Annotated in this window: 17 protein-coding genes; 5 read left to right on the forward strand and 12 right to left on the reverse strand. The window is 61.8% G+C overall.

What is annotated here, in order from left to right:
• Positions 1-40: 40 nt before the first annotated feature.
• Positions 41-286 carry a DUF2789 domain-containing protein gene (locus tag IB254_RS10970; protein ID WP_192417289.1) on the reverse strand — a complete coding sequence of 82 codons (246 nt, stop codon included), beginning with the start codon at positions 284-286 and terminating at the stop codon, positions 41-43.
• Positions 287-429: 143 nt separating this feature from the next.
• Positions 430-891: an aminoacyl-tRNA deacylase gene (locus IB254_RS10975; RefSeq protein ID WP_192417290.1), complete on the reverse strand. Its 462-nt coding sequence runs from the start codon at positions 889-891 to the stop codon at positions 430-432.
• A 272-nt stretch (positions 892-1,163) separates the two neighbouring features.
• On the opposite strand from IB254_RS10975, the gene IB254_RS10980 reads away from it, so the two are divergent.
• Both IB254_RS10980 and IB254_RS10985 read left to right on the forward strand, forming a co-directional pair.
• Positions 1,164-1,694 (forward strand): NfeD family protein, encoded by a 531-nt coding sequence (locus tag IB254_RS10980; protein ID WP_192417291.1) that lies wholly within the window; start codon positions 1,164-1,166, stop codon positions 1,692-1,694.
• Between the two features lie 2 nt (positions 1,695-1,696).
• Complete coding sequence (locus tag IB254_RS10985) at positions 1,697-2,452, forward strand: slipin family protein (protein WP_008034707.1); 756 nt, start codon at positions 1,697-1,699, stop codon at positions 2,450-2,452.
• 4 nt (positions 2,453-2,456) lie between these two features.
• Here the strand turns inward: IB254_RS10985 and cysC are convergent, their stop codons facing one another.
• The 5 genes from cysC to IB254_RS11010 form a co-directional block, all read right to left on the reverse strand.
• On the reverse strand, positions 2,457-3,062 hold the full coding sequence (cysC, locus tag IB254_RS10990) for an adenylyl-sulfate kinase (RefSeq protein ID WP_008039663.1): 606 nt from the start codon (positions 3,060-3,062) through the stop codon (positions 2,457-2,459).
• Positions 3,046-4,560, reverse strand: a complete 1,515-nt coding sequence (locus IB254_RS10995; protein WP_192417292.1) for a TolC family protein — start codon at positions 4,558-4,560, stop codon at positions 3,046-3,048. Before IB254_RS10995 ends, cysC begins: the two co-directional genes overlap by 17 nt.
• 38 nt (positions 4,561-4,598) lie before the next feature.
• Positions 4,599-11,582: an Ig-like domain-containing protein gene (locus IB254_RS11000; RefSeq protein WP_192417293.1), complete on the reverse strand. Its 6,984-nt coding sequence runs from the start codon at positions 11,580-11,582 to the stop codon at positions 4,599-4,601.
• Positions 11,583-11,633: 51 nt separating this feature from the next.
• Positions 11,634-12,479 (reverse strand): sulfotransferase family protein, encoded by an 846-nt coding sequence (locus IB254_RS11005; protein ID WP_253401215.1) that lies wholly within the window; start codon positions 12,477-12,479, stop codon positions 11,634-11,636.
• 153 nt (positions 12,480-12,632) lie between these two features.
• Positions 12,633-14,204: a glycosyltransferase family 39 protein gene (locus tag IB254_RS11010; RefSeq protein WP_192417295.1), complete on the reverse strand. Its 1,572-nt coding sequence runs from the start codon at positions 14,202-14,204 to the stop codon at positions 12,633-12,635.
• Positions 14,205-14,444: 240 nt separating this feature from the next.
• Between IB254_RS11010 and IB254_RS11015 the strand changes: the two genes are divergently transcribed.
• Together IB254_RS11015 and IB254_RS11020 are read left to right on the forward strand one after the other, a co-directional pair.
• On the forward strand, positions 14,445-15,032 hold the full coding sequence (locus tag IB254_RS11015) for a phage tail protein (RefSeq protein ID WP_192417296.1): 588 nt from the start codon (positions 14,445-14,447) through the stop codon (positions 15,030-15,032).
• A 54-nt stretch (positions 15,033-15,086) separates the two neighbouring features.
• Positions 15,087-15,398 carry a DUF6916 family protein gene (locus IB254_RS11020; RefSeq protein WP_192417297.1) on the forward strand — a complete coding sequence of 104 codons (312 nt, stop codon included), beginning with the start codon at positions 15,087-15,089 and terminating at the stop codon, positions 15,396-15,398.
• A 128-nt stretch (positions 15,399-15,526) separates the two neighbouring features.
• Here IB254_RS11020 and IB254_RS11025 read toward each other — a convergent pair whose 3' ends face one another.
• From IB254_RS11025 to IB254_RS11040, 4 genes are read right to left on the reverse strand one after another with little or no spacing between them, the layout of a single operon-like run.
• A complete protein-coding gene (locus IB254_RS11025; protein WP_192417298.1) occupies positions 15,527-16,024 on the reverse strand; it encodes a GNAT family N-acetyltransferase in 498 nt (165 codons plus the stop codon).
• Between the two features lie 11 nt (positions 16,025-16,035).
• Positions 16,036-18,132 (reverse strand): efflux RND transporter periplasmic adaptor subunit, encoded by a 2,097-nt coding sequence (locus IB254_RS11030; RefSeq protein ID WP_192417299.1) that lies wholly within the window; start codon positions 18,130-18,132, stop codon positions 16,036-16,038.
• Positions 18,133-19,452 (reverse strand): efflux RND transporter periplasmic adaptor subunit, encoded by a 1,320-nt coding sequence (locus IB254_RS11035; protein ID WP_192417300.1) that lies wholly within the window; start codon positions 19,450-19,452, stop codon positions 18,133-18,135.
• Positions 19,449-20,234 (reverse strand): efflux RND transporter periplasmic adaptor subunit, encoded by a 786-nt coding sequence (locus IB254_RS11040; protein ID WP_192417301.1) that lies wholly within the window; start codon positions 20,232-20,234, stop codon positions 19,449-19,451. Before IB254_RS11040 ends, IB254_RS11035 begins: the two co-directional genes overlap by 4 nt.
• A 499-nt stretch (positions 20,235-20,733) precedes the next feature.
• Between IB254_RS11040 and IB254_RS11045 the strand changes: the two genes are divergently transcribed.
• The gene (locus IB254_RS11045; protein WP_192417302.1) at positions 20,734-21,423 is read left to right on the forward strand and encodes an NYN domain-containing protein; all 690 of its coding nucleotides are present in this window, start codon (positions 20,734-20,736) and stop codon (positions 21,421-21,423) included.
• Here IB254_RS11045 and IB254_RS11050 read toward each other — a convergent pair.
• The gene (locus IB254_RS11050; protein WP_192417303.1) at positions 21,404-22,891 is read right to left on the reverse strand and encodes an efflux transporter outer membrane subunit; all 1,488 of its coding nucleotides are present in this window, start codon (positions 22,889-22,891) and stop codon (positions 21,404-21,406) included. The two genes, IB254_RS11045 and IB254_RS11050, sit on opposite strands and share 20 nt — an antisense overlap.
• Positions 22,892-22,906 lie beyond the last annotated feature (15 nt).

The following is a 22,906-nucleotide window of genomic DNA, read 5'->3' on the forward strand; positions in this document are numbered from 1 at the left end:
CAACCTTGAAAAACTACACAACTGAGTTTCTTCGATGGTTTTATATCCCGCGCCCTTTCCTCAGCAACACATCCAACTGATCCACCACCTCCGCCCAATCCGCGTCATCCAGAATGTCGTCGCGCAAAAATTGCGCCTGGCTCGGGCTCCAGAAAAAGGCGTCGGCCAAATGCAGTTCGGGCTTGAGCGGTGAGTGGGTGGCGATGAATTGATCGATGCTTTCGGCGTCATCCGCCAGACCGAGTTGTTTGAACAGGGAGGGGAGGCTGTGGGTTGGGGATTCCATGTCGGGCTCCTTGGGAATGGCTGATGATTTGGTGACCGCTACGCGGTCAATCGCGAGCAGGCTCGCTCCCACAGGATTTTCGATACTCCTGTGGGAGCGAGACCGGCTTGCCGGCGAAGGCGGTGTCACAGACGACACATTACTCAACTACTCAACTCCCGCACCTCGGCATGCGGCACCATTTTCAGGAACTCCGGTACGCTCATGTGCAGCAGGTTGTTGTGGTTGCCGGCCTCCAGATAGATGTCGTTCTGCCGGGTCAGCAAGGGGTCGATGACCATGTCCAGGCCATAGGACTCACCCAACGCCGGCACCGCGCCGCGTTCGCAGTCTTCGAACAGATGCGCCAGGGTGCTTTCCCGGGTGATCTGCCACTCGCCGCTGCTGCGCACTTTGCTCAGGTCCAGGTGACGACTCGCGGGCAGCACGGCCATCAGGAAATGACCGTGGTGGTCGTCAAGGATCACCGATTTGGCCACCCGTTCGGCAGGAATGCCCGCGACCCGCGCCGTTTCAAGGCTACTGGCCGAGTGTGGGTGGCTAACGATGTCAAATTCGCAGTGCGCCCTGTCCAGGCTGCTCTGCACGGTTTTTGCCATACGCATGATGCACCTCGGTGTCCGCAACATCGTTGCCGGACGATGGATAAACGTTTTCTCCACTGAAAAGTCTAGGCCCGCTGGCGTCTTCGCGCGGGAAATCTGCCCGCCGGAATACCGTCGACAACTGTACAAAATTCGTACAATCCACAGCTCGACTAGACTGTATTTAGCGATGGGCCTCAGCGGGAACGCGGACTGAACGGCTGGGCGAGGCGCTCTCTGGTTCATCGTCGGAACGCCGCCCGGAACAGGCTCGCTCCTACAAGGAGGGTCAAGTGAACATTCGTTGCTGTGCAGTCGCATTACTGCTGGCCCTGAGCGGGTCGGCGTTCGCGACGGACACAATCGTGCTGATTCCCAACCCCATCGGAATCTGGCTGATCACATTCGGCATCGCGTTCCTGATCGCCGAAGCCGCCTTGCCCAACTACGGCGTAATCGGGTTGGGCGGGATTGTGATGTTCGTCATCGGCGCAGTGATCCTGAGCAACACCGAAGTGCCTGTGCCGTTGATGATCGGCCTGGGGCTGATCAGCGCGTTGTTGTTGATCTTCCTGGTGATCCACGCCCTGAAAACCCGACCGCGCCAAACCGTAAGTGGCGATGCCGGACTGGTGGGCAGCGTGGCCCCGGTGATGTCGTTGCAGCCCGGCAATGCGTGCAACGGCTGGGTGCACCTGCAAGGCGAAAAGTGGCAAGTACTCAGCGCCACGCCACTGCAACCCGGGCAACAGGTCCGGGTGGTGGCACGCAAGGGATTAGTGCTGAAAGTGGCCGCGGCTGACGCGGCGCCGGATGGAGAATAACCATGGGCCTGCAACTGGGTTTTGCCGCGCTGCTGCTGTTGGTGATTGCACTGGCGGGATCGACTTTTCGCATCCTGCGTGAATACGAGCGCGGGGTGGTGTTCCAGCTCGGTCGTTTCTGGCAGGTCAAAGGTCCCGGCCTGATCCTGCTGATTCCGGTGGTCCAGCAAATGGTCCGTGTCGATTTGCGTACCGTGGTGCTCGACGTGCCACCTCAAGACGTGATCACCCGCGACAACGTTTCGGTCAAGGTCAATGCGGTGCTGTACTTCCGCGTACTCGACCCGCAGAAGGCGATCATCCAGGTCGAAGACTTCCTGATGGCCACCAGTCAACTGGCCCAGACCACCTTGCGTGCGGTGCTCGGTAAACACGAACTTGATGAACTGCTGGCCGAGCGCGAACGGCTGAACATCGACATCCAGCAAGTGCTCGATGCGCAGACCGACGCCTGGGGCATCAAGGTCGCCAACGTCGAAATCAAGCATGTAGACCTCAACGAATCGATGGTCCGCGCCATCGCCAAGCAGGCCGAAGCCGAGCGGGAACGTCGGGCCAAGGTCATCCACGCCGAAGGCGAATTGCAAGCCTCGGAAAAACTCATGCAGGCCGCCGAAATGCTCGGCCGTCAGCCGGGCGCCATGCAACTGCGGTACATGCAGACCCTGAGCTCTATTGCCGGGGACAAGAGTTCGACCATTGTTTTTCCACTGCCCATCGAGCTGCTCAAGGGCATGGCGGATTTGTCGAAACCCTGAACAATCAGCCTTTGGGCAACACGGCGCACTCGCCGAGCCAGGTCAGTAAACGATCCAGACAGGCCTCGACCGACTGCGCCCCGGTGTCGAGTACCAGCGCAGCGGACGGGGGCGGTTCATAAGGCGCGGAAACCCCGGTAAACCCGGCCAAATCACCGCGACGTGCACGGGCGTAATGACCTTTGGGGTCACGTCGCTCGCACACCGCCAGTGATGCGCTGCACCAGACTTCGCGGTAATCCTCGCCCAGACGCGTGGCAAATAACTCACGCAACTCCAGCAACGGCGCGATCATCGCCAGAATCACGATGTGCCCGTTCTCCACCAGCAACGCCGCCACTTCGCTGGCACGGCGAATATTTTCCTGGCGATCGCTGTCAGCAAAACCCAGATCACGATTAAGCCCGACCCGCAGCCCATCGCCGTCGAGCACGACGCTCTGCACGCCGCGCTCGAACAATTCGGCGTGCAGCGCCTGGGCCAGGGTCGACTTGCCCGCCGCCGGTAAACCAGTCAGCAAAATCACCGTGCCGCGATGGCCGTTGCGGGCTTCACGTTGCGCCCGGCTGATGCTCGCCGTCGGCGCCTGCAGGTTATTGAGTCTGGACATGCGTCACCGGCACCGTGATGTCGCCCGCCGCCCACGCCGATTCGCGATTGGCCAACGCGGTGGCGATGGACTGGACTTCGGTGGACTGCACCTGGTCCGGCAGCGGATCGAGCCCCGCGCTGGCAAAAATCTGCCCGTACGCGTTGCGCAGATCGGCGTACGACAGGTCGCGGCGCAGATCGGCCTGCAAGGTGTTCAACTCGCCCTGAATCAAGTCCAGTTCGCCCAGCCCCGCCGCCTGGTAGCGATTGCGCAGTTGGCCGACAATCTGCCCGTCAATGTCCGACAGTTGTTGATTGGTCTTGAATTGCCGCAGCGCCTCGCGGTAGTTGGCGTTGGCCACATAGAGCTGCGCCAGCACCGCAATCGACATGGCCTGGCGGCGCGCCGTGGCCACTTCTTCACCGGCCTTGGCGACGTTGATCGCCGCCGGCGCCGAGATCACGTTGAACAGGTTCCAGGTCACCTTCACGCCGTAGTCGGCCCAACCCTGCTCCACCAGGAAGGAGTTGCTGTCGTAATGCCCGCCAGCGGAGAACTCCAGCCCCGGCAGCAGACGCAGCATGGCTTTGCGGGTTTCGGCGGCGCTGATGCGGCTCTGGTAATCCTGCTCACGCAGTTCCGGGCGGCTGGTCAGGGCTTCCTGCTCCAGGCTGGCGAGGTCGACCTTGAGTTCCGGGATGACGTACTCGTCCTGGGTCGCCAGGGTCAGTTCGGTGCCCAGCGGCAGATTGATCAGGGTCGCCAGTTCGGTTTTCGCCAGCGACAGGGCGCGGCGCTGTTCTTCGAGTTGGCGCGTGGCTTCGATCAGCGAGCGTTGATAACCCAACGCCTGGATCGGATCGCCGATGCGCTGCTGGCTCATGCTCTGGCTGTTGCCGCGCGCGGTCTCGACCCGGGACATGAGGCTGTCGATCTGCTTGAGCAAGCGCTCGGCGGCCATGGCTCGCCAATAGGCCGAGCGCACGTCCTGAACGATGGTGTTGATCACTTTGCGCCGGCGTTCCTGAACGATCAGCCGCTGGTCGCCCTGTTGCTTGGCGCTGATGTAACTGACACCGAAATCGAGCACGTTCCAGACCATGGTCAGGTCTGCCACTTCACGATCGCGGTCCTGTGAAGTCGACGGTTCCAACGACTGAGTGCCGGTCCGCACGCTCTGGCTGCTGGAGGCGCTGACGTTGTTGCGACCGACATAACCGGCGTCCAGCGCCATGCGCGGCAGCATGTCGAAACTGGCGAGGTCGAGTTGGCGCTTGGCCAAAGCCTCTTCCATGATCTTGAGCCGGCCTTCGAGGTTGTACTTCACCGCGCGGGCCATGGCCTGATGCAGGGTCAGCGGACCGCTGAGCGGCTCCTGCCCCTTGTACATGCTTTGCAGATCGCTTCGGGCGCGCTGTTCGCTGACGCTGCGTTCGATCGGTTCACTTTTGACGGCACATCCACTGATCGCCAACGCGAGCAGACTGGCGACAAACAACTGCTGACTTCTCTTCATCCTTGACTGCCCCTGGGTGACGCACTGCTTTAAGTATTTCAGGCCTGCATTTCGCTGATGCCGGCCTGTTTCAAAGCAGCGGCCAGGTCGTTGACCTGCCGTTGCTCGGTGTCTTTGAGCTGTTGCAATTGCTGGACAAGGCTCGGCGCGCCAAACACGCCGCGCAGCCCCTGTGAAACATCACCGGCCTTGATCGAATGGTTGCCAAAGGAATTCAGCGAGTCTCGCTCGCTACCGGACTCCTGGTTGAACAGACTCGACAACGTGCTGGTGCTGAAAACCCCGCCATCGCCACCACCGAAACCAAGGAAGCCGTGGCCTGCACCTTCACCGCCGCTGTCGCTGCTGCTGAACACCTGCGCGATGAAACTCTGCGCCAGCGCGCCGTTGTTCAAGAAGATGTCGCCCAACGGCCGGATGCCGTTGCCGATCACCCGGTCCTCGAACAACGGGGCAAACGTCAGCGGCGAGCCGAGATCACCAGAGGGCGGGGCGAAGATGATTGGTTGCAGTGGCACGTTCGGTTGATCGGTCACGATCACCGGGTCGCTGCTGAGGAACTCCGGATCCGGGGTCACCTGCACCGTAGCCGGCGCCGGTACCGGCGCCACAACGCCTATCGCGTAGTTGTTGGAGACCGACACGGTGGCCCCCGCGTTACCTGCCAGGTCGGTGACATTGCTCGTGTCGAGGGCGATGAAGTTGCTCGGGTCACTGACATTGGCAGTTGGCGTGAAGGTCGCGGTCCAGGTCTTGCCGCCGTCACTGCTGCTCAGGTTGGACAAGTCGCCGTTGGTCACGCTCAGGTCCGACAGGTCGAAATCACTCACGGCCTCGCTGAAGGTAAACGTCACCACCGTGCTCTGGCCGGCAGCCATGCTCGGGTTGGCGACCACGATGCTCACCGTTGGCCGGGTTACGTCCAGGGCGTAGTTGTTGGAAATAGCGATGCTCGCGCCGGCATTCCCCGCGAGGTCCTGCAAGGTGCCGGTGTCGAGCACGATCAGGTTGGTCGCATCGTTGATGCCGGCGGTCGGCGTCAGGGTCGCGGTCCAGGTGATACCGCCGTCGCTGCTGGTCAGGTTCGACAGCACAGCGTTGGCCACGCTGATGTCCGACAGATCGAATCCACTCACCGCTTCACTGAAGGTGATGGTCACCGTGGTGGTTTCGCCAATGCCCAGGCGGTTGTCGGCAACCACGATGGTGGCGGTCGGCAGCGCGGTGTCGATGGCGAAATTGTTGGAGTCGGTGGTGCCCACGCCGCTGTTGCCCGAGGCGTTGGCCACGCCGGTGTTGTCAAGGGTGATCAGGTTACTCGTGTCGGTGATGCTCGACGTCGGGGTGAACGTTGCCGTCCAGGTGACGCCGCCATCGCCCGAAGACACGTTACTGAGCGTGCCATTCGCAATCGTCAGGTCGGCGTTGGAGAAACCGCTCACCGCTTCGCTGAAGGTGATGGTCACCGTCGCGGTTTCACCCGCCTTCAGCGCCGTGTCGGAGACCACAATAGTGGCTGTCGGCAGCACAGTGTCGATCGTGAAGTTCGCCGAGTTGGTGGTTCCGCTGCCCGTGTTACCGGCGATGTCGGTCACCCCGGTGTTGCTCAGGGTGATGAGGTTGCTGGTGTCCTTGATGCCAACCGTCGGTGTGAACGTGGCGGTCCAGGTGATGCCGCCATCGCTGCTGCTCACCGCACTCAACGTACCGTTGGGGATGCTCAGGTCACTGTTGTCGAAACCGTTCACGGCTTCGCTGAACGTGATAGTCACCAGCGTGGTTTCGCCCGCGCTGAGGGTGCTGTCGGCGACCACAATGGTCGCGGTGGGCCGGGCTGTGTCGATGGAGTAGTTGTTGGAATCGGTGGTGCCTGAGCCCGAGTTGCCGGCCAGGTCCGCGATCCCCGTGTTGTTCAGCGTAATGAGGTTGGTCGCATCGTTGATGCTCGCGCTCGGCGTGAAAGTGGCCGTCCAGGTAATGCCGCCGTCGCTGCTGCTGACCGCGCTCAAGGTGCCGTTGGCAATCGTCAGGTCGGCGTTGGTGAAGCCAGCGACCGCCTCGCTGAAGGTGATCGTCACCAGCGAGGTTTGACCCACCGCCAGCGCGGAGTCCGTCACAATGATCGTCGCCGTCGGGCGCACGGTGTCGATGGCGTAGTTGTTGGAGTCGGTGCTGCCGATGCCGGTGTTGCCCGAGCCGTTTTGTACACCGCTGTTGTCCAGCGTGATCAGGTTGGTGCTGTCGGTGATGGCGCTGGTCGGGGTGAAGGTCGCCGTCCAGGTGATGCCGCCATCGCTGCTGCTCACCGCCGTCAAGGTGCCGTTGGCGATGGTCAGGTCGGCGTTGCTGAAACCGGTCACGGCCTCGGAGAACGTGATGGTCACCAGGGACGTTTCGCCGATTTTCAGCGCGTTGTCGGCAATGATAATGGTGGCCGTCGGAATCACGGTATCGATCGTGTAGTTACCGGAGTTGGTAGTCCCGCTGCCTGTGTTGCCGGAGAGGTCGGCCACACCGGTATTGTTCAGTGTGATGACGTTGCTCGCATCGTTCACACCCACTGTCGGCGTGAAGGTCGCGGTCCAGGTGATGCCGCCGTCGCTGCTGCTCACCGCGCTCAAGGTGCCGTTGGCGATGCTCAGGTCCGCATTGGTAAAACCGCTGACCGCTTCGCTGAAAGTGATGGTCACCAGCGAGGTTTCGCCGGCGGTCAGGGTTGGGTCGGCCACGACGATGGTCGCGGTAGGCCGGACGGTGTCGATGGCGTAATTATTGGAATCGGTCGTGCCGCTGCCGGCGTTGCCCGACAGGTCGCTGATGCCGGTGTTGTCCAGGGTGATCAGGTTGGTGGTGTCGTTGATGCTGGCGCTCGGCGTGAAGGTCGCGGTCCAGGTGATGCCGCCATCGCTGCTGCTGACGGCGCTCAAGGTGCCGTTGGCAATCGTCAGGTCCGCGTTGGTGAAACCAGAGACCGCCTCGCTGAAGGTGATGGTCACCAGTGAGGTTTCACCGATCCTCAGCGCAGTATCCGCCACGACGACGGTTGCTGTCGGACGCACGGTGTCGATGGCGTAGTTGTTCGAATTGCTGGTTCCGACGCCCACGTTGCCGCTGCTGCCCCCCTGCACGCCGCTATTGTCCAGGATGATCAGGTTGGTCGCATCGGTGATGCTGACGGTTGGCGTGAAGGTCGCGGTCCAGGTAATGCCGCCGTCGCTGCTGCTCACTGCGCTCAAGGTGCCGTTGGCAATCGTCAGGTCGGCGTTGCTGAAACCGGTCACGGCCTCGGAGAACGTGATGGTCACCAGCGAGGTTTCGCCGATTCTCAGTGCGGTGTCGGCGACGACAATGGTGGCTGTCGGTGCCACGGTATCAATCGTGTAGTTACCGGAGTTGGTAGTCCCGCTGCCTGTGTTGCCGGAGAGGTCGGCCACACCGGTATTGTTCAGGGTAATGACGTTGGTCGCATCGTTCACACCCACCGTTGGCGTGAAGGTCGCGGTCCAGGTGATGCCGCCATCGCTGCTGCTCACCGCGCTCAAGGTGCCGTTGGCGATGCTCAGGTCCGCATTGGTGAAACCGCTGACCGCTTCGCTGAAGGTGATGGTCACCAGCGAGGTTTCGCCGGCGGTCAGTGAAGTATCGGCCAGTACAATCGTGGCGGTCGGACGTACGGTGTCGATGGCGTAATTATTGGAATCGGTGGTGCCGCTGCCGGCGTTGCCCGACAGATCGCTGATGCCGGTGTTGTCTAGGGTGATCAGGTTGGTCGTGTCGTTGATGCTGGCGCTCGGCGTGAAGGTCGCGGTCCAGGTGATGCCGCCATCGCTGCTGCTGACCGCGCTCAAGGTGCCGTTGGCAATCGTCAGGTCCGCGTTGGTCAAACCACTGACCGCTTCACTGAAGGTGATGGTCACCAGCGAGGTTTCACCGATCCTCAGCGCAGTATCCGCCACGACGATGGTTGCCGTTGGCCGCACGGTGTCGATGGCGTAGTTGTTGGAGTCGGTGGTGCCGCTGCCGGCGTTGCCCGACAGGTCGCTGACACCCGTGTTGTCCAGGGTGATCAGGTTGGTGCTGTCGGTGATGGCGCTGGTCGGGGTGAAGGTCGCCGTCCAGGTGATGCCGCCGTCGCTGCTGCTGACTGCCGTCAGCGTACCGTTGGCGATGGTCAGGTCGGCGTTGCTGAAACCGCTCACCGCCTCGGCGAAGGTGATGGTCACCAGCGAGGTTTCGCCGATTTTCAGTGCATTGTCGGCCACCACGATGGTCGCGGTAGGACGCACGGTATCAATGGCGTAGTTGTTCGAATTGGTCGTGCCGGTGCCGGTATTGCCGGACAGATCGCTGATCCCGGTATTGTTCAGGACGATCAGGTTGGTCGTGTCATTGATGCTGGTGTTTGGGGTGAAGGTTGCAGTCCAGGTGATGCCGCCATCGCTGCTGCTCACCGCCGTCAATGTGCCGTTGGCGATGGTCAGGTCGGCGTTGGTGAAACCACTGACCGCTTCGCTGAAGGTGAACGTCACCAGCGAGGTTTCGCCGATGCTCAACGCTGTGTCGGCCACGACGATGGTCACGGTCGGCCGCACGGTATCAATGGCGTAGTTGTTCGAGTCGGTGGTGCCGCTGCCGGCGTTGCCCGCCAGATCGCTGACACCGGTGTTGTCCAGGGTGATCAGGTTGGTCGAGTCAGTAATGCTGGCCGTCGGAGTGAGCGTGGCCGTCCAGGTGATGCCGCCATCGCTGCTGCTCACCGCCGTCAAGGTGCCGTTGGCAATCGTCAGGTCGGCGTTGGTTAGACCGGTCACGGCCTCGTTGAAGGTGATGGTCACCAGCGAGGTTTCGCCGGCTTTGAGCGCCGTGTCGGTAAATACGACGGTGGCGGTCGGGCGAGCGGTATCGACGACGTAGTTATTGGAATTGGTGGTACCGACGCCAGCAGTACCCAGGCCGTTGATCACCCCGGTATTGTCGAGGGTGATGACGTTGGTCGTGTCGGAAATACTGGCGGTTGGCGTGAACGTTGCGGTCCAGGTAATGCCGCCGTCGCTGCTGCTCACCGCGCTCAAGGTACCGTTGGCAATCGTCAGGTCGGCGTTGGTGAAACCGGTCACCGCCTCGGAGAAGGTGATGGTCACCAGGCTCGTTTCGCCGATGCTCAACGTGGTATCGGCGACCACAATGGTTGCGGTCGGCGGCGGTGCGTAGGCGGTGTTGAGTATCCCGCCGTCGTTGTAAATTGTCGAAAAGGCGGTCGGCGAGGTGCCGATTGCCCCCCCGCCCTGCGCAGAACCACCGGCACCGCTGCCCGCGGCATTACCGGCCAGGGCCGCGAAGTTGGCGGCGGTGATCAGCAACGTGCCCTTGTTCCAGATCGCACCGACGCCCCGGCCGCCGATGCCGCCGTTGGAGGCGTTGCTGCCTTGGCCACCGCCACCGCCGCCACCACCACCGGCGCCGATGTTGTTGGTAATGTTCGACGTGCCGATGATGGTGATAACGCCGGAGCTTGCGTTGTAGATCCCGCCCGCCGCGTTGCCGCCGGCACCGCCGACCTTGTCCCAACCGGCGCCGCCGCCACCGCCGCCAATGGAAATCGTGCCATTGGTGGCTGTCGCACCGTTACCGCCGTTGCTGTAGTAGGAAACGCCCACGCCGCCAGCCCCGCCAGTGCTGGTGCCGCCGCGACCGCCCATGTGGGTCGCGTCGTAACCGCCGCCGTAACCACCAACGCCACCGCTGCCTGCCTGGCCGCCCAACGTGCCGGTGCCCGGCCCGGCCGAACCGCCGTGCCCGCCACCCTGGCCGCCCAGACCGCCACCACCGCCGCCGCCACCGCCGTAAAACGCCCCCGTGACACCGCCGCCGCCACCGCCGCCAGAAGCGGCGTTTGAGGTCACGGTCACGTTGTTCAGCGTCAGGCCCCCTGCGTTGAAAATCCCCCCGGCCATCGCGCCCGTGGCGCCGTAGCCACCGTTGCCGCCCGTGCCCGACACCAGCCCACGGGTGATCACCAGACCATCGAGCGTCACGGTTTGGCCCGACGCAATTTCAATCACCCGGGTCCTGTACTGACCGTCGAGAATCACATCCGCCGCACCGTCATTGTTCAAGTCGCCATCAACGGTGATGTTCTTGTTGATCAGCAGTTCGGAGGTCAACTGCACCGTCATGCCGGTGCTGAAAGTGACGGTATCGCCGTTCTGCGCCGAAGCGATGGCGGCACGCAACGAGCCGACGCCGGTGTTGGCGTTGTTGGTGGCCGTCCAGCTCGCCAGGCCCCACTGATAGTCGCTCATGGCCATTTTCGACAGCACGTTGGCGCTTTCGATATTGCCGGTGGCGATCTCCAGATCCCAGTCGCCACCCACGCCGGTACGGTTGCTGGACGCCGCCACATCACGGCCGGTCAATTGCGCCAGGGAATCGACGAAGTTCAAACCCCGTTCACCCTCGGCGGTGTAGCAGCCGTAGATCAGGATGTCGCCGCCGACGTTCATGTCCTTGCCGATTTCCGCCAGCACCGCGCTGCGGGCCGCGACGTTGTCGGCAGACAGGTAACTGTTCCCCAGCCACAGATCGCCCGCATTGCCGTGGGCGATGATCTGCACCGAGCTGATGCCCTGATGGGTGTCCAGGTAATCGGCAATCTGCTGCAAGCCGTCCTTGGTGGCATCGAGTTGAACCACCTGAGTACCGGGCGCCACACCTTTGAGCAGGCTGTCGGCATCCTTGACCCGGGAATCGACGAACACCACGCTCTGTCCCGGCACGGCAACGGGCGCCACGGCGGGCGTGGCATCGGCCTGGCCGTGGGTGTCCTGGCTGGCGACCGGTTTCTCCGCAACGGGCGGCTTGGCCGCGTCGGCCGTGGTGTGGCTGTCAGCCTGGGCGGTATCGGCCACCGTGGCCGCGACCGCGCCGTCGAACAGCATTCGCGGTTCCAGGGACATGATCATTGGAGAGGCCAGCGCTCGTGCGCCTTTGGTAATCCGTGACTTGCCGTTGCTCCACCACATGTTGCTCACCCGGACTCGAACGTTTTTTCTGCGTAAACGAAAACACCGCGATCAACTGATCGCAGCATCGGCTTTCATACGAATGACATTGGCGGCGCTGGCAGAGCCATCGAGCCAGAAGGACAATTCTGCGTACTGCTTGAACAAATCCGGCGGCAGAATCGTGCGCCGCGATTGCAACTCGACTTTGGGTTTGACCTTGTGCAGGCCGGATACGCCGAGGGCTTGATCGAACTCCGGCGCGTCGTAGGCCAGGTGGTCGAAATCATGCTCGAACCAGGGTTCGCCAATGAAGTCATAGACCAGCCGCATCACCCGGTCAGGCGCCTGGGTCAGCAGGTCGTAATCAACGATCAGCAGCGAGTCGGCGTGTTCACCGTAATAGGCTTCCTTGAGCGCCGCCCAGGCAAAACCGACCAGGCGATTGCGTTGGGCGAGGGTTTCGCAGCGGCTGTAGACCGTGTTGCGTTCGACCGCATCGCCAAACAGCTTGGTGTTTTCAAAAGGGTTGGCGCGATAAAGACGCTCGATGCTGTCCATGACCCAGGCAACGTTGCGCACACAGGCAATGACCTTGGCTTGCGGGAACAGATCGCTGATGGCCGGCAGGCGCGAACTCCACAAGCGGTTGGTGTCGAACACCACCGGTTTGTCGGCCTTGTCGGCGTAGAAGGAGTCAAACAGGCCGCGAAGCAAACGGCGGCGCAGATCGGTATCAATCACCGCGCCGAACTCGCTGCCGGCGCTGCATTGTTCGAGGACACCGGAAAAGAGTGAGCCGACGGGGCTGGTCATGCCGGCATGGAAACGCGGGTTCTGCAAAAGGATTGCAGAAAGCAGGGTCGAGCCTGAGCGCGGCAAGCCGGAGATAAAATGGAATGTGTGCAATCCCTTCACCCTAGTCATAAATCCTTTATGTATGACGGAGCGTAGACCATGAATGGCCTTACAAATAGTGGTGTTTTGATATCAAATCGAAGTTACGGCGCTGACTAAAACGCGTTTTTTATTACTGCTTGTGAGGTGAATCGTTTAATCACTCCCACCGGTTCAATGCAGTACGAACAATCGCGCAGTGGCGCCTCCCGCCTGTGTTTCGCCCGAGCGCTGCCAGCCTGGGGGCAACGGCGCGAACTCGTCCGGAACATCGACGCTGCCAATCAGCCAGACCCGGCCACTGCCCTTGGGCAAACGCTCGAGACTGTCGAGGTACGTGTCCTGAGTCACCAATGTGCCAAAGCCATAGGCGTTCGGTCGGCTCGAAGCGCCATTGGCCAGCGGCGGAGTGAACAGCAGCGGCTTGGCCTCGGTGCGGTTGTAATAGACGTAACTGAGGTACCAGAGCATGTCGCTGGTGACGATCCGGTCACCGGTCACGAAGTGCTGGTTCACGTAGTCGACCATAACGTTGATTTGATCATTGGTGTCCACCGTGGCGTTGTTCTTCAGACCCACCAGTTCAACACCGACAAACAGCACCAGCACCGTCACGGCCAGCACCCGAAAACCTGAATACAGACGATCAACCGCCAGCGCGACAATCATCGGCAGCCCCAGGGCATACGCCGTCAGGTAACGTTCGATGAACACCGGCGTGATAAACGAAACCCCGAACACCAGCAGCAACGGCAACGCCGTGTAGATCACCAATAGCGCGCTGCCACGAAAGACACTGCGGTCCCGCGCCAGCGCCACCCCCACGATGGCCAGCAACGCCAGCGGCATCGCGATGAACATCAGCGTCGGCAGGTTCTCGCCATCGTCCTGGATCAGGAACGACCAGAACATCGAAGGCAACGAGCCGAACGTGACAGGCGTTTCCCAGCCCACATCGCCGTTGGCCTTGAGTTGATCCAGGTGCTGGAGCAGATCGATCAGGCTCGGCGCCCATGGCAGGTACAACAACACGATCGCGACATTCGCCAGCCACCAGCCGGGGCGTTGGACATGGCGCAAGCGATGCCCCGGCTGGACGCGGATCAGCCCCAGATACAGCCAGTGGCAGAGCACGCACAGGGCCGTGAAGTAGTGGGTGTAGAACGCCGCCGTCATCAACAGCACATACGCCACCAGATATCGCCTGCGATGCGGGCGCCTGATCCAGTAGGCCAGGGCAATCGTCGCGCCGATCAGCCACAACCCCAACAGCGAATACATGCGCACTTCCTGGCTGTAGCGCACCGCCGTAGGCAACAGTGCCAAGAGGAAACCGGCCAGCAGCGCTGCACGGCGAGTGGCGAGCAAGTCCATCAGCCAGACGCCGAGCCACACCGTGACGATGCCGGGCAAGGCGCTGAGGCAGCGGATCGAAAAAATGCCGTAGCCGAACAACCCGATCCAGCCATGCAGCAGCAGGAAATACAGCGGAGGATGCACGTCATGGGCCGCATGGACCCAGATGTCGGCCACCGAATACTGACTCAGCAGCAGGCTGGACCCTTCATCGCCCCAAATGGCGGCCGCCGTCAGGTCGTAGAAACGCACCAGCGCCGCCAACGCCAGAATCGGCAACAGCCAGTGCTCCTGCGCCCAGCGCAACCAGCGCTGAACAATCGCCCAGATGCCAGGGGCTGCGCGCGGCTCATGGGTGCCGCCAAACGGTGTTTCTCTGCGCGCCTCCATTACCCCCCCTGAAACAGCCCTCGACCACCCTGCCTGTTAATCACTTTAGGACGGCGCCGGTTCGTCGTCGATGCCGGTTTTGCGACCAGCGACATTCGGCCGTGAGGCGCATCAACTACGCTCTGGTTTGGCGTGACTCAGCCAGGGAAATGAATGGAGTCGGCTGATCGCAACGATGAGCCCGGACGTCCGGGCCACGCTTGTGGCGCGCCAGACAACTAACCTGAGGGATGAGGAACTATGGAAGTATTCATCGGCACTATCCAGCCTTTCGCCTTTAACTACGCGCCCAGCGGCTGGGCCTTGTGTAATGGCCAGACGCTCTCTGTCCAGCAATACAACGCACTGTTCGCGCTGCTGGGCGTCAACTTCGGAGGCAATGGCGTCTCCAACTTCATGCTGCCCAACCTGCAAGGCCGAATGCCGGTGTGCATGGGTAACGGGCTGAACCTGACCCCACGCGTCATCGGCGAGTTCTCCGGGACCGAGAACGTCACCGCGACCATCACCAACCTGCCCAATCACACCCACGCCCTGTCCGGGCTGACAGCCACCACCACCCTGCAACTGGCCAGCCCGGCGACCAACCCGGTCACCACCCCCACCGCGACCAACTCGTACATCGGCGCTTCCGGCGGCGGACCGGGCTCGGCGAGCATCTACTCCGATCAGCAAGGTGCGGCGGCCGTGCCGCTCAAGGGTGTGGCCACGACGGTCACCGGGGAAATCTCGTCCGCCGGTAACGGCCTGCCCATGGAAACGATGAACCCGTTCCTGGTGCTGAACTTCAGTATTGCCCTGGAAGGGCTGTTCCCTTCGCGCGGTTGAAATCCGGCCGGGGGATTCAACGCCCCCGGTCACTTTCATTTTGGGAGTGACGCCATGCTGCAACAGGTTCAACACCAACACTTTCAGGCGCTTCTGGGAAAGACGGGGACGCTGCGGTTGCCGGATGGCAGTGAGCTGCCGATCCATATCGACAGCCTTGAAGAATCACCCCGGTCGCGGATGCCGAATAGCGAGCGCATGCCGTTCCTGGTCGAGTTCAACAGCCTGCAATCCACAGAGTTTGTAGATGGGTTGTGTGCGCTGGAGTTGCCGGAATTAGGCCAAGTAGAGGATATTTTTGTCTCCCGGGTGCCCCCCATGGGCAGGGATCCGGGCGTAGGTTACTTCTACATCGCATTCAACTGATTACATGGGGTCCCAATGTAGGAGCGAGCCTGCTCGCGATAGCGGTGGATCATTCAGCAATGATGTTGAATATGAAGGCCCCTTCGCCGGCAAGCCGGTCTCGCTCCCACATGGATTGGGTGGTGTATTCAGCCATTCGGATACCACACCAACCGCTCCGCCGCCGGATTTCGCTCTTCAATCTGAAACCCCAGCGCCAGGTAATGCTGGCGTGCGTGGGCATTGTTGGCCCAGACCACCGTGGCCACCGGGCAGCGAATCTGCTGCGCAGCTTTCTGCACCCCTTGCAGCACCGCCCGACCATAACCCTGGCCACGAGCCTGCGGGATGAACGCCAGGTACAGCACGCGGATTTCATTGGGACCAAAATCAGTGGTCAACGCACCGATGGCCGTGTCGAGTTTTTCGATCACGTAGTGCATCGCGTTGGGGAAGTGCTCTCCCAGCCCTTGTTCCTGTACCTGGAATTGCTGGGCGGCGACCTGATCAACCACCTCTCGCTCGCCGTCGATCCATTGCAGATCCGGTCGTGCCGATTGATAAAGCCTGTGCAGAAAAGGACCATCGTTAAAACGCGATGGCCGCACCACCAAACCGTCGGCCACCACAGCATCTGTGTTCGCCATCGCTGCTCTCCCTAGAAACCGCTTTCCCTGACACCCAACGCAGCCATCCGCCGCCAGGCAACGCCCAGCAATGACTCGCCGTGCCCCTGCAACACCACCACGCCACGCAAAGGTTGAAGCGGCGTCGGGGTGGCCTCAAGGGTGTTCAGCCGTGCGCCGTATTGTCCCTGTACCGGCTCGGCCCGCTGCGAGGCATCCCGGCGCACGGCAATCGGCCCGTGGTGATCGGAGGTCAATGCCTCCTGATCGACATAGGTCGCACCGTTGGTGTCGATTTCGGTCAATTGCACGGCGATCGCCGAGTGCATCGGATCATCGGCGATAAACCGCCCACTGGCGCCCGGGGCAACACGCCACAACTCAGCCTCGGCCAGATAACCCCGCAGCCGTGCGCCGTCTTCCACCACTCGCGCCAACGGATCTTTGGGCGACAACCAGCGACCGGTGGACAACTGCGGCAACAGATCTCGCACCTTGCCCGCCTGCGGCGCCCGAATCAGCAGCCGCTCCCGCTGCGCAGCCAACCCACGGTATTCGGCCACGGCCTCCGCCAGGCGCTGCTCGACAATGCCCGCATCGGCGGCGGTTTCGCTGCGACTTGCCTGGCGGCGCATCTGCAATTGCTGGATCTGGATTTCGCGACGGACGATGGCCTGGCGCGAATCCAGGTCCGGCGACACCAATTCGATCAGCACATCGCCCTGAGCCACCACCTGACCATCACTGACGTTCACCTGCTTGACCCGCGCCGCCACCGGCGCATGCAAGGTACTGACGCGCCCGGCCTCGAGCATCGACGGTAGTTCCACGGCACTGCGCCAGGGCAGCGCCAGAAACAGCACAAAAGCGGCCAGACCCAACGCACTCAACAACACCCGCGACACATGGGCGTGCTCACGCTGGCTCCACCACTCGCGCCACTCGCGCACGATAGGCAGAAAGATGAACCACACCAGCTCCACCAGCATCAGGAAAATCCCCAGGAGCTTGAAGAACAAGTGGTACACCGCCAGCGCAATCCCGAAAAACAGCACCGCGCGCCACAACCACGTTCCATAACCCCAGACCAGCAAACGCCGCCGCATCGTCGGCGACCAGGGTTCCGGAGCCGGTGCGCCGTAGCCGAACAAGGTCTCACGCAGATGCCAGCGGCACAGGGCAAAGGCTCGCCCTTGCAGGTTCTCCACGTCCCAGAAATCACTGAGCAAAAAGTAGCCGTCGAACCGCATGAACGGGTTGAGGTTGATCACCAGCGTGGTAATCCAGGTGGCACTGGCGAGCATGAACGCCGCCGTGCGCGCCGGTCCGTCGGGCAACAGCGACCAGGCGAGCAGCGCGATGCTCGCCAGCAGCAGTTCGGCCAGCACGCCGCCGGCCCCGATCAGCAAGCGGGCACGTCGATCATTGACCCGCCAGGCATCGCTGACGTCGGTGTAGAACATCGGCAGCAGCACCATGAACGCCACACCCATGCTTTGCACCCGACAGCCCGCGCGCTTGGCCATGAACGCGTGGCCGAATTCGTGGCACAGCTTGGCAAAGAACAACGCCACGCCGAAGGCCAGCGCGCCACCCAGGCTGAACAAATGGGGGAAAGTCGCGATGAATCGCTGCCAATCCCGGGACACCAGAAATACCCCCAGGATCAGTGTTGCCGGCAATCCGAAGCGCAGCGTTTGCGGGCCGAATCGCGACAGCCAGGGCCAGGCGCGATTGAGAAAAGCATCCGGCCGCCAAAGAGGAATCCGGAAAAACAGGTACTGATGCAACAAGACCTGCCACCACGACTGATGCTGGGCGGCGGCTTTCAAGTTGTAACTTTCACGCTGCTGCGGGTCGAGGGCGCTGATCAGATCGTGGCTGCGCAGAAAGCTCAGCAGTTGCTCCAGATCGCTGCCGGCCAACGGCAAACCCGGCTCGCGATTGGCGGCGTGCAGTATTTTTTCGGGATCGCCCAGGGACCAATGTCGCAGCAAGCGCATCGCCGCCACCCCGAGCTTGAAATAGCGACCGCGCACCGGGTCGGCCAACGTCCAGCGCGGCGAGCCATCCAGCGCCGGTGAAGCGGGCGTCAATTGCAAATCCGCACGCAGGCTCGGCAGGCTCATCTACAGCCCCACACTCTGGCGCAAACCGGCCAGTGGTTTACGTAACAGGTACAGCGCCAGGGGCGCGCGATCGCCGAAGATTTTCGCCGTCCCTCGCAAGCCGATGCGCGGCGGCGCCTGATCGAAACTGGCATCGAGCCGATAGGCCAACTGCCCGCCGGCGGTGGGTTGTGCTTCGTATGCTGCGCGCTCGAGCCGGGCCGAATGCCGTTGCAACGGATCACTGTCGAGGAACAGCGCGACTTGCGCCCCCGGCTCCAGGGAAATCGCATCGCTCACCGCCAGCTCGATACGCAGTTCGGCCTGACTCGGGTCGGCGATTTCCATCAGCCGTTCGCCGGTCTGCACCGGTTTGCCGGTCCAGCGCTCGGCGTCGGCGAACACCGCGATGCCGTCGCGCTCGGCCCGCACTTCGCTGCGCTTGAGCAGCTCACGGGCGTAGTCCCGTTCGGCGCGTTTTTGTTCGACGCGCGCCGCCAGCAAGTCAATCTTCGAACTGGACTCGGCATCGGCAAACGAGCGCTGGGAATTGGCTTTCAATTCAGCTTCGGCAACGCCCAACGCACGTTCGGCCACGTCAGCCTGAGCCTTGAGGGTGGTGCCTTCGAAGCGCAGCAACGGGTCGCCGGTTTTCACGGTCTGGTTGGGTTTGACCAGGAATTCGGCGATCACGCCGTCCAGCGGCGCAGCCACGACGCGCCCGCCCAATGGCACTACTTCGGCCGGCGCCAGCACCGATTGGCGCACCGGGATCAACATCCCGAGCACCAGCAGCGCGATCAATGCGACCTGGCGTTTTCGGGTCCAGCGCAGTCGCCAGGGCTTGTGCGGTTGCAGCGCCAGCCAGGCGTGACTGTAAGTGTCGCCGAGTTGCGACAGCAGCACTTGTTCGGCCGGGTTCCACGGTAAATCCCGGGCCAGCCACAGTCCGCCGAACACTTCGCTTTGGTGATCGATCAGCGGCAGCCAGAACACCTGGGCGGCGGACAGACTCTGCCAGTCCGCCTGAATCGATTCGCTGAGCAGATCGGGTGCAATCACCCGCGCCTGCTTCAGCACATCACGCTTGAACAACTGCGCCACGGCCTGCTCGACGAACGCCACGAACGGCGCGTTCGGGTCGACGGTACTCACGCCCGTCACCGCGTGCACCTTGCCGGCAATCAACAACGCGGCATGACGAAAACCGAACAACGCCTGAGCGTCATTGACCAGGCTGTAGGCCAGTTGCGACGGAGTGCGTGCGGCGCGGGTCTGGCGCTCAAGATCGAGAAAGCGGGCGAAGACCTGTTCCGCGCCGCCGCTGACCGGAGCGTTCACTTGAGCTCCGCGAAACGCGCCGTGCCGCTCATGCCGGCCAACAAACCAGAGGCGTTGGGCAACGTCGCGACCAACAGCAAAGTCTGACTGCCCTCGTCAATTCGCGCCCCCAGTCGTTTGACCGTGGCATCGAGTGGCCGGCCGGTTTCATCGGGGACAAAACTGAACGTTTGGCCGGGCTTGAGTTTGCCCATCCAGCGCGACGGCACCAGCAAATGGATTTCCAGGGTGCGGTTGTCGACTACATCGAGCAACGGCGCGCCGGCGGCAACGCTTTCAAAACGCTGAACCTTGCGCTCCACCACCTGGCCATCAAACGGCGCAACCACGCTGCAGCGTTTGACCTGAACCTGATACACCTGAGATTGCGCCTGCGTCTCGCTGAGCCTGGCCTCGGCCCGCGCCACTTCGAAACGCCCGACCGAATTCAACGCCGCCAGTTGTTTGTTGTGAGCCAACTCCTCACCGGCCCCACGGCTCGCAGCCTGCGCCGCATTGAGCTGCGCCTGATAGGCCGAACAATCGAAACGCGCCAGCGTATCGCCCTTCTTGAACGACTCGCCCTCACTGAACGGCAACTCGACAATCCGCCCGGACAACTCACTGGCAAGCATCGCCTGATCCCGGGCCCGCAACACACCACGGGCCTCGGTGCTGGCTGCCGAACCGCCGCTGCCGACGGTGCTGCTGTCCAGCAGCGGATCGTCTGGCACGGGCGTTTGCGCCTGAGCGGTACACGTTAAAATGGTCAATCCGATAACCCACACACGAACTCGTCGCATAGCCGTAACTCCCTGACGGATGAGCGGAGTCTATGACAGCGTGGGTGAGCGTCAAGTGGGTGGGGTTTATTGGTAGGAAATGTCTGGTTTCAAATTAATAACTATTTCCCTGGAGTGGGCTGATCACCCATGCGATCAGTACATGGAGTTAAATCCCACACGAAATGGGGAACTTCCACTCGGCCAAAAATGAAAGTAGTCATAGACATTCACATCCCTACACACTCGCTGTCACCGGAACCTTAAAGTCGCAACAATTGTTAATAGTTGAAGCCCGAAGCACCTTGACCATTTGCCAGGCAAATACACAAAACTGAGTTGCCGGCGGTGGAGAAACATCCAGCGAAGTAGAGTTCGGTCAGACAATGGTTGACGCATATCGCGGACCCCATTTAGGATCAACCCACTACTCAACCCCGTACGCAGAGATTCAGTTCTCTGGCCGTTGGGGTGAAAAAACCGGCTTCGGCCGGTTTTTTCGTTTCTGAGGATTGGATTTGTGCGCACTGCGTTCTTTGTTGACGGCTACAACGTGTTCTACGGATTGCTGGCCGGCACGCCATACAAATGGCTAAACCTGCCGCGGTTACTGACGCATATTGCCAATATCGAGAATCCTCAAAGCGTCCTCGCCTCAATCGATTACTTCACCTCTTCCGTCAAACCTGAGCTGGCTACTCGTGGCAGGATTTCAAAAGAGGCTCAAGACACCTACGTTCGCGCCCTGAGAGCCAGCAATGTGACTGTTCATTATGGCCGTCACCAACTTGAGAGGGCCGCAGCGCCACGTTTTATCGACAAAAAAATCGCTGCCTCACGCCAGGATAAAGTCGCGATATGGAAACTCGAAGAGAAAGAAACCGACGTCCATATCGCAATCAGCATGTACCGCACGGCCGCCAGGCAGGCCAACATTCACATTACTGAACGCATACAGCAATTCGTTCTGGTATCCGGAGATACCGACATGACTCCCGCGTTACGCGCTATCCGAGAGGACTTCCCGCAAGTGACCGTGGGCGTGGTTCTTCCATGCCGGACCGGATTCAAACGCTCTCCACCCGGCTCGCTGATAGAACATTCCCACTGGATGCGTCGAGTCGTCTCCTCAGAAGAGTTGCACTCGCACCAGTTCCCGCCCCGAGTCCCCACCCACAAAGCACCCGCGATCAAACCGGATTATTGGTAGCGTCCTCTACCACCGGATACACCGACTCCCATCCCCCACCCAACGCCTTGTACAACCCGACCATCGCCAGCGACACTCCGGTCGAACTTTCGACCCATTGCTGCTGAGTCGCCAGCAATTCACCTTGCACAGTGAGGACGTTGACGAAGTCCACCACGCCTTCCACGTACTGCTGTTGCGCGGTGCGCAGGGCGATCTGGTTTTGACGTACGGCTTCGGCGAGGCTGTCGCGGCGCAGTTGGCTGGCGTTGTAGGCGGTCAGTTGATCGTCGATTTCGTGCCAGGCGCGCAGCACGGTTTGTTGGTAGGCGATGGCGGCTTCCTGTTGTTGCGCTTCGCGCAAGTTCAGCACACCGCGCAGGCGACCGCCGTCGAACAGCGGAAGGCTGAATTGCGGGCCGATGCCGAAAGTACGTGAGCCCCATGAGCCGAAGTCGCTCAGTTGCATGGCCTGCGAACCGAGGTTGCCCGACAGGGTGATGCGCGGATAGAAATCGCCCTTGGCCACGCCAATGTTTGCGGTGGCGGCATGCAAGCGGGCTTCGGCCTGGCGGATGTCCGGGCGGCGCTCTGCAAGTTGCGACGGCAGGCCGATGGCGACCTGACGCGGGGTTTGTGGCACCGGCGCGTCTGTGGATAACTCGGCGTGCAGCGCTTGCGGCGGCTCACCCATCAACAGGCTCAGCGCGTTGATCAGTTGCGACTGGCGCTGCTCCAGTGCCGGCAAGCGCGATTCGATGGCCGCGACTTGCGCGGCGGCTTCGGCGACATCCAGGTCGGTGGCGACACCGTCGGCCAGGCGCAGTTGCGACAGCTTCAGGCTGTGGCGGGCGACGTCGAGGTTCTGCTCGGTGACGGCTCGTGTGCTTTGCACGCCGCGCAGTTGAATGTAGTCCTGGGCGGTTTCGGCGAGCACCGACAGCAGCACGCCGCGCTGGTGGTTCTCCGCGACTTCAAGGGTGGCGTCAGCCGCTTCGGTTTCGCGTCGCACACGCCCCCAGAAATCCAGTTCCCAGGAGGCCGAGAAACCTGCGTCCCACAGGTTGAACGCCGAGTCACCGTGGTGCCCCGACGGATCGCTCAGGCCTTCACCGCTGTTGCGTTTGCGCCCGTAGCTGCCGGTGGCGGCGGTGTTGGGATAGCGTTCGGCGGTGATCACCTGTCGTGCGGCGCGGCTTTGCTGCAAGCGGCTGCTGGCGAGTTTCAGGTCGAGGTTGTCGGTCAGAGCGCGTTGGGTCAGGGCCGAGAGTTTCGGGTCCTGGAAAACTTCCCACCAGCGTTCGTCCATGTCAGCGGTTATCACTTCACTGGCGGCGGCTTTCGACGGTTTCGACCATTCGGTAACTTGCCGGGCTTGAGGCTTCTGGAAGTCAGGGCCGATGGTGCAGGCGGTGAGGCTCATGACGAGCAAGGCACAAATACTGTGTCGAAGCAGATGGCCTCTTCGCGAGCAGGCTCGCTCCCACATTGAGGTTGAGTCATG

Origin of the sequence: Pseudomonas sp. PDM03, from assembly GCF_014852385.1 — a bacterium.
In the GTDB taxonomy this organism is placed as follows: domain Bacteria; phylum Pseudomonadota; class Gammaproteobacteria; order Pseudomonadales; family Pseudomonadaceae; genus Aquipseudomonas; species Aquipseudomonas migulae.

Bases quoted from the DNA above. Each gene is read 5' to 3' on its own strand.
- IB254_RS10970 (WP_192417289.1), bottom strand. From the start codon at position 286: ATGGAATCCCCAACCCACAGCCTCCCCTCCCTGTTCAAACAACTCGGT.
- IB254_RS10975 (WP_192417290.1), bottom strand. From the start codon at position 891: ATGCGTATGGCAAAAACCGTGCAGAGCAGCCTGGACAGGGCGCACTGC.
- IB254_RS10985 (WP_008034707.1), top strand. From the start codon at position 1,697: ATGGGCCTGCAACTGGGTTTTGCCGCGCTGCTGCTGTTGGTGATTGCA.
- cysC (WP_008039663.1), bottom strand. From the start codon at position 3,062: ATGTCCAGACTCAATAACCTGCAGGCGCCGACGGCGAGCATCAGCCGG.
- IB254_RS10995 (WP_192417292.1), bottom strand. From the start codon at position 4,560: ATGAAGAGAAGTCAGCAGTTGTTTGTCGCCAGTCTGCTCGCGTTGGCG.
- IB254_RS11000 (WP_192417293.1), bottom strand. From the start codon at position 11,582: ATGTGGTGGAGCAACGGCAAGTCACGGATTACCAAAGGCGCACGAGCG.
- IB254_RS11010 (WP_192417295.1), bottom strand. From the start codon at position 14,204: ATGGAGGCGCGCAGAGAAACACCGTTTGGCGGCACCCATGAGCCGCGC.
- IB254_RS11015 (WP_192417296.1), top strand. From the start codon at position 14,445: ATGGAAGTATTCATCGGCACTATCCAGCCTTTCGCCTTTAACTACGCG.
- IB254_RS11020 (WP_192417297.1), top strand. From the start codon at position 15,087: ATGCTGCAACAGGTTCAACACCAACACTTTCAGGCGCTTCTGGGAAAG.
- IB254_RS11025 (WP_192417298.1), bottom strand. From the start codon at position 16,024: ATGGCGAACACAGATGCTGTGGTGGCCGACGGTTTGGTGGTGCGGCCA.
- IB254_RS11030 (WP_192417299.1), bottom strand. From the start codon at position 18,132: ATGAGCCTGCCGAGCCTGCGTGCGGATTTGCAATTGACGCCCGCTTCA.
- IB254_RS11040 (WP_192417301.1), bottom strand. From the start codon at position 20,234: ATGCGACGAGTTCGTGTGTGGGTTATCGGATTGACCATTTTAACGTGT.
- IB254_RS11050 (WP_192417303.1), bottom strand. From the start codon at position 22,891: ATGTGGGAGCGAGCCTGCTCGCGAAGAGGCCATCTGCTTCGACACAGT.